This window comes from Streptomyces calidiresistens (genome assembly GCF_014141525.1).
Taxonomy (GTDB): Bacteria; Actinomycetota; Actinomycetes; order Streptomycetales; family Streptomycetaceae; genus Streptomyces; species Streptomyces calidiresistens.
Genome location: NZ_VKHS01000290.1, coordinates 1 through 6136 on the forward strand (window position 1 = coordinate 1; position 6136 = coordinate 6136).

At 75.8% G+C, this 6136-nt stretch carries 5 protein-coding genes and 1 pseudogene; 4 read left to right on the forward strand and 2 right to left on the reverse strand.

The genetic code is table 11. The features are described from left to right. A pseudogene (locus FOE67_RS13540) lies at positions 1–367 on the reverse strand (hypothetical protein); the annotation flags it as partial. A gap of 810 nt (positions 368–1177) precedes the next feature. Between FOE67_RS13540 and FOE67_RS13545 the strand changes: the two are divergent. Further along, on the forward strand, positions 1178–1882 hold the full coding sequence (locus FOE67_RS13545) for an HAD-IA family hydrolase (RefSeq protein ID WP_438874214.1): 705 nt from the start codon (positions 1178–1180) through the stop codon (positions 1880–1882). Positions 1883–2090: 208 nt separating this feature from the next. On the opposite strand, the gene FOE67_RS13550 is transcribed toward FOE67_RS13545, so the two are convergent. Continuing rightward, on the reverse strand, positions 2091–2672 hold the full coding sequence (locus tag FOE67_RS13550) for a TMEM165/GDT1 family protein (protein ID WP_182663990.1): 582 nt from the start codon (positions 2670–2672) through the stop codon (positions 2091–2093). Positions 2673–3307: 635 nt separating this feature from the next. Here FOE67_RS13550 and FOE67_RS13555 point away from each other — a divergent pair. The 3 genes from FOE67_RS13555 (at position 3308) to FOE67_RS13565 (ending at position 5592) form a co-directional block, all read left to right on the forward strand. Next, the gene (locus FOE67_RS13555) at positions 3308–4144 is read left to right on the forward strand and encodes an alpha/beta fold hydrolase (RefSeq protein ID WP_182663992.1); all 837 of its coding nucleotides are present in this window, start codon (positions 3308–3310) and stop codon (positions 4142–4144) included. A gap of 22 nt (positions 4145–4166) precedes the next feature. After that, complete coding sequence (locus FOE67_RS13560) at positions 4167–4715, forward strand: TetR/AcrR family transcriptional regulator (RefSeq protein ID WP_182663996.1); 549 nt, start codon at positions 4167–4169, stop codon at positions 4713–4715. 226 nt (positions 4716–4941) lie between these two features. After that, positions 4942–5592: a DedA family protein gene (locus FOE67_RS13565; protein WP_182663994.1), complete on the forward strand. Its 651-nt coding sequence runs from the start codon at positions 4942–4944 to the stop codon at positions 5590–5592. Positions 5593–6136: the final 544 nt, after the last annotated feature.

A 6136-nucleotide genomic window follows, 5' to 3' on the forward strand; every position in this document is an offset into this window, starting at 1 on the left:
GGGCGGAGGCGCGCCGTTCGAGGGCTCCGCTCCCCGGCGCGTCGGCGGCGGGCGGCGGGGCGAGTTCACCGGCCACCACGCGGGGCAGCGGCGCGGTCTCGGTGAACATCGCCACGTCACCGGGGTTCGGTCCGCGCTCCGGCGGGCGCACCGGACGGATCAACCGTCCCTGCGGCACCTCGGTGGGCGAGTCGGACACGATCACCGCGACCGGGCGGATGACCACCGTGCGCGGGTCCTCGGCAGGAGGTGTCGGGTCGGGCCCGGCCGACACCGCGACGGGTCGCTCGGCACGGCAGTCGCAGACCGCCCCCTCGCCCCCGCCGGCGGATCCGCCGCACGCGGTGCAGGATGTCCCCTGGTCCACGGCGCCCTCCCCTGGCACTCGACAGCGGTGCGATGATGCCACACTCGTTCGGCGGACACACGGGGTCGGCCGACGCCACACGGGATGTCTCCCGGGACACGCCGGGGCGAACCATGACGGAACGTCCGCACCCGTCGACTCCCCTCCGGGAGCGGGCGGGTGCCCCCGTCCTCCGCGTGACCGCCGGGGGACGGGGCCTCCCGGTGGGTGCGACCCCCCTCCCTCCTCCGGGGGATCCGGCGGTGACCACGACGGGTCCGTCGCCGGGCGTGTTGCCCGCCGCCCCGGACCGGACGATCGCGGCCGGCGCCGTGCCGACCGTCGTCGGCGAACCGGGGCACGGATGACCCGTCCCGGGTGGTGACGACCCGTGCGTCGACCTCCGGGGCCCGGCTCCGTGCGGAACGGCGGTGCCGCGCACGGCGTTCGCGGGGGACGTTTCACGGGGGAGACGGAAGAGTGGTGCCCGCTCCGCGAACGCGGCCGGGGCCCGGGGCCGTTCGGGCACGGCCGGCGGATCGTCCGGGACCGGCCGGGCCTCCACCGGGGCCTTTTCCGGTCCTCCACGACCCGTTCCCCTCAATACCCCCGGAAGTTCCCCCCGGGGGGTGGTGTGGGCGACCCCCTTTTTGTATGGTGGAGAAACAAAGTGGTTCCGCCCGCACCCCGACCACGAGCGGGCGGGGCCGCTCTGTCACCGTGGATCGACCCGGCGGACGCGCCGGCCCGGGAACGCCCCGGCGCCCGGTCCCGCCGCACCCGTTCCACCCCGTCCCCGACGACGGGCCCGCACCACCCGGAGGATCTTCCGTGCCGCAGTCCCCCACCGTGCCCGGGGCTTCCGCGCCCCTGGCGCTGCCCGCCCGCGCCGTCCTGCTCGACATGGACGGCACCCTCGTCGACTCCGGGGCCGCGGTGGAACGGGTGTGGCGCGAATGGGCCCGCGAGCACGAGCTGGACCCGGAGCGGGTGATCGCCGTCGCGCACGGCCGCCAGGGGTACTCGACCATGGCCGAACTCCTCCCGGACCGGCCCATGGAGATCAACCACGCCGAGAACCGCCGCCTGCTGGAGTTGGAGACCGCCGACCTCGACGGGGTTGTCGCCATCCCCGGCGCCGCCGCGCTGCTGGCCGCACTGGAGGACCTGCCGCACGCCCTGGTCACCTCGGCGGACGTCCCCCTGGCGACCGCCCGCATGGGAGCCGCCGGGCTGCGCGTGCCGGACCTGCGGATCACCGCCGAGTCGGTGGGGGCGAGCAAGCCGGACCCGGAGGGCTTCCTGAAGGCCGCCGCGGCCCTGGGCGTGGAACCGACCGACTGCGTGGTGTTCGAGGACTCCCCCGCCGGCGTCCGGGCCGGCCTCGCCGCCGGCATGCGGGTGATCGGGGTCGGCACCGGCACCGCCGCCCTCGGCGCCGACCCGGCCCTCCCGGACCTGACCGGCGTCCGGGTGGAGCCGGACGGCACCGGCGGCCTGCGCGTCCTGATCGACCCCGGCCCGGTCGCCCCCTGAACCACGCCCGCCGAAGGCCCCACCCCCACCGGACCCACTCGTTCACCGGGTCCGGCCACCCACCCCGTCCGGCGCCCGCGCCCACCACCCCGCCGGGTGCGCGGCGCCGGACGGCACTCCCCCACTCGCCGCCCACCGTCCCCGAACGCGCCGCGTCGCCCGCCCCGGAACGGATCCGGCCGGGCGACGCGGCGCGCGGGTGACGGCCTCAGCCGGTGATCGCCTCCCAGAAGCTCAGGGTCGCCATGATCAGCATCACCGTCGCCGCGATCCGGGTGATCAGCCGCAACGGGACCCGACGCATCAGCGCCCTGCCGCCGAGGATGCCGATCCCGGCCACCGCCCACAGCGCCAGCACCGCGCCGATCCCCACCGACAGGGGGTCCTCGTACCGGGCCGCGAGGTTCGCGGTCATGATCTGGGTCAGATCACCGAACTCCGCGACCAGGATGAGCATGAAGCCCGCCCCGGACACCTTCCAGAACGAGGTGTCGGCCGGCGCCCGCACCTGCTCCTCCTCGTCGTGGCGCTTGCGCAACAGCAGGAAGGCGCCGAGCAGGAAGAGGGTCCCCACCACGGCCTGCAACGGGCGCTGCGGCAGCAGCGTCAGCACGCTCCCCGCCGCCACGGCCAGCGCCACGTGCACCACGAACGCGGCGGCCACGCCGACGAAGACGTAGGAGGCGCGGAAGCGGGTGCCGAGCAGCAGGCCGGCCAGCGCGGTCTTGTCGGGCAGCTCGGCGAGAAAGACGACGCCGAAGGTCACGGCGGCGACGGAGAGGGTGAACACGGTTTCCTCGGTCCTTCCGGGGCTCGTGCCGGGCCGAGGTGTCCGCGGGGAGCGCACGCTTCGGCACGGCAGCGTCGATGACACTGCGGCCGAAGGTCTCGCCGACGGAGGGAACGCGCGAACCGCGCTCCCCCCGCCCCCGGGCGCCGGGCCCACCGCTTCGAGCGGCGGACCAGTGTGTCGACGGGCCGGCGACGGGCTACTCCCCTTCAGTGCCGCCCACTGTACCCGCGCCGACGCCGGGGGCGGAAGCGGGGGCCGGGTTCCCGGCCCGGGACGTCGGGCGGACGAGGAGTGCGGACCGCCGGGCACCGGACACCACTTCGCCGGGTCCGCCCCGGCCCGTCCCCGCCGGGGGTTCGCGGACGGTGACCCACCGGGGCCCCCGGACGTCCGTCGGGTTGGACGGCGACTTCCGTCCACGGCTCGGAGCTCCCGGTAGGGGGCCGGCCACGCCCCGGATGCGGGGCCGACGGCCCCCGGGTCCCGCAGCCGGTCGGCCTCTCGGCACCCCGGACCGGTCCCTTCCCCGCATGCGACACCGTCCCCGACGGGCTCGGGACCAACCCGTTTGACAACCGAAGCTAACAAGATTAGCTTTTGGCTAATATCATTAGCCGCGCCCGGGAGGCCCCATGACCGAGTACCTCGCCGTGGACGGCGGCACGATCGCCTACGAGGTGACGGGGGCCGGTCCCCTGATCGTCCTCGCGCACGGCATGGGCGACAGCCGGGCCGCGTACCACGCCCTGGCCCCGCGCCTGGTGGCGGCGGGCCATCGGGTCGCCGCGGTCGACCTGCGCGGCTGCGGGGAATCCGACGCGAACTGGCCGACCTGGAGCCGCACCGCGGTCGCCGGCGATCTGCTCGCCCTCATCCGCCGACTGGGCGGCCCTGCCGTCCTCGTCGGACACTCGTTCTCCGGCGGCGCCGCGACCATCGCCGCGGCCCGGGAGCCCTCCCTGATCAGCTCGGTCATCGAGTTGGCGCCGTTCACCCGCAAGCAGTCGATCCGTCTCGGCGACCTGCGCGTGGCGCGCCACCGCCGGGGCATGGCGCGATTGCTCGGCGCGGGCGTCCTCGGCAGCGTGTCGCTCTGGCGCTCGTACCTCGACCTGGCCTACCCCGGCGTGAAGCCGGCCCACTGGGCCGAACGACTCGACCGTGTCGACTCCATGCTGCGCGAACCGGGCCGGATGAAGGCCCTGCGGGGCATGGGCCGCAGCGCCCCGACCGACGCCGGCGCCCGGCTCGGCGATGTCCGCTGCCCCGTCCTGGTCGTGATGGGCACGCTCGACCCCGACTGGGCCGACCCGCGCGCCGAGGGTTCGGCCATCGTCGACGCGCTGCCGGACGGCCTCGGTCGACTCGAGATGATCGAGGGGGCCGGGCACTACCCCCACGACCAATTCCCCGATCGGGTGGCCTCGCTCGTGCTCGACTTCCTCCGTTCGGACGCCGCCCGTGCCTAGGGCGGGACTGGACCCGGCGGCCGTGGTCGCGGCCGGCGCCGCCCTCGCCGACGAGGTGGGCCTCCCCCACCTGACGATGGGACTGCTCGCCGAGCGGCTGGGTGTGCGCACGCCCTCCCTGTACAAGCACGTGGGCGGCCAGGAGGACCTCAACCGGCGCATCGCCGCCCTGGCGTTGGGCGAGGCCGCCGACGCGGTCGGCGACGCGGTCCGGGGGTGGGCGGGCCGTGACGCGCTGGCGGCCGCGGCACGCACCTTCCGCGGCTTCGTCCTGGAACACCCCGGCCGGTACGCCGCGACGATCGGCGTGGAACCGTCCGGACCGGACGATCCGGTGGCCGTGGCGGGCCGACGACTGCTCGACGCGTTCACCGCGGTCCTGCGCGGCTACCGGATCGGGGAGCACGACGTGGACCACGCGCTGCGGACACTCCGCAGTCTCTGCCACGGCTTCGCCACCCTGCAGGCGGCCCGGGGCTTCCGATGGAGCACCGACGTGGACGAGAGCTTCGACTGGTTGATCGACTTCGCCGACCGGGGCCTGCGCGCGATGGAGAACACCCCGCCGTGACGCCCCCGGCCCCGGGTCACGTCCCCGCCCCGGAGCGGCGGGTTCCGGAACCGCCCGGCGCACCCCCGTGACCCCTTCGGGGGAACCGGGCATAGGCTGTACGGCGGAACGGCGTTGACCCGGCCCGCGCGAGCCGGCCGCCGCTCCCGCCGCCGGCGCACGCCCGCCCCTCCGGAAACGGCCCGACGACACCGCAGGTGACATCGATCGCATCCGGGAGAGGCCCGTGCCGGAAACCCTCGGGATCTTGTTGTACGCCCCGTGGATCTACGTGGCCGTGATGCTCTGCGTGCTGCTGGACGTCTTCGTGCCACTGCTGCCCAGCGGCGCCCTGGTCGTCGCGGCGGCGGCCATCGCCGCCGGCACCGCCGCCGAGGCGTACGGGCTCCCGGGGCCGGTCCCCGGCACCCACCTCCCCGAGGTCCTGGTGCTCCTGCTCTGCGCGGCCAGCGCGTCGATCATCGGTGACCTGGCCGCCTACCGCCTCGCGCTGCACGGCGGCCGGCGCCTGGAGGGGTTCATCTCCCGCTCCCGCAAACTGGTCGAGGCCCGGGCGCGACTGGGCGAGGTCCTGGCGCGCGGTGGCGGCCCGTTGGTGATCGTGGCGCGCTTCGCCCCCGCCGGGCGGGCCGTGGTGAGCCTGGGCGCGGGCGCCAGTCGGCGTCGGCAGCGCGACTTCCTGCCCTGGTCGGCGGTGGCCGCCGTGGTGTGGGCGGGCTACAGCGTGGGCCTGGGGTACCTGGGGGCCTCCCTGCTGGGCGGCGGCTGGCCGGGCACGGTGGCCTCGCTGGCCGCTCTGCTGCTCGCCGGTGCCGTCGCCGCCCGCCTGCTCCGGCGCTCCCCGGCTCCGGCCCCGGCCCCGGCCCGCGCCGACTGAGCGCTTCCCGGTTCCGCGTCGGGCGCGCCCCGGCGGCTCCGGGAGCGACTGCCACCGCTCCCCGCACCTTGCCGTACGCCGGCCGGCGGCCACCGCCCCCCACGACCCCCGATGGCCGTTGCCATCCCCGCTTCACCCCTTTCATCTCTTTCGGGTCTTTGGGGTCTTTCGGGTCTTTCGGCCTTCGACCTCGCGGAGCCGCTCGGAGAGCCCCATCGCCCACCGGGTCACAGCCGGGCCCGCGTCCCGCGTCCCGGCGGGTGCCCCGGGACGCGGTGTCGTCGGACATCCGGTGGGGACGCGATGTCGCTCACGTTCCGAAAGAGCCGACCGCCCCCCCGGAATGCGCCCGAACCCGTACCGCTCGTGGAACCCCGCGACCTCCTCGTGTCGAACGCTCCGTGTCCGGCGGACAACGCGCCGAACCGGCGCGTGTCCCGACGGGATCGGTGCTTTCGTGTCCCGCCGATGCGCCCCCGTGGCGGGCCGGGAGCGGCACGGCAGGAGGGAACCGAGGGGCGCGGAGTGGGGCGAGGGCGTGGGG

Coding starts and splice junctions, on each gene's coding strand:
- FOE67_RS13555 (WP_182663992.1), top strand. CDS start 3,308: ATGACCGAGTACCTCGCCGTGGACGGCGGCACGATCGCCTACGAGGTG.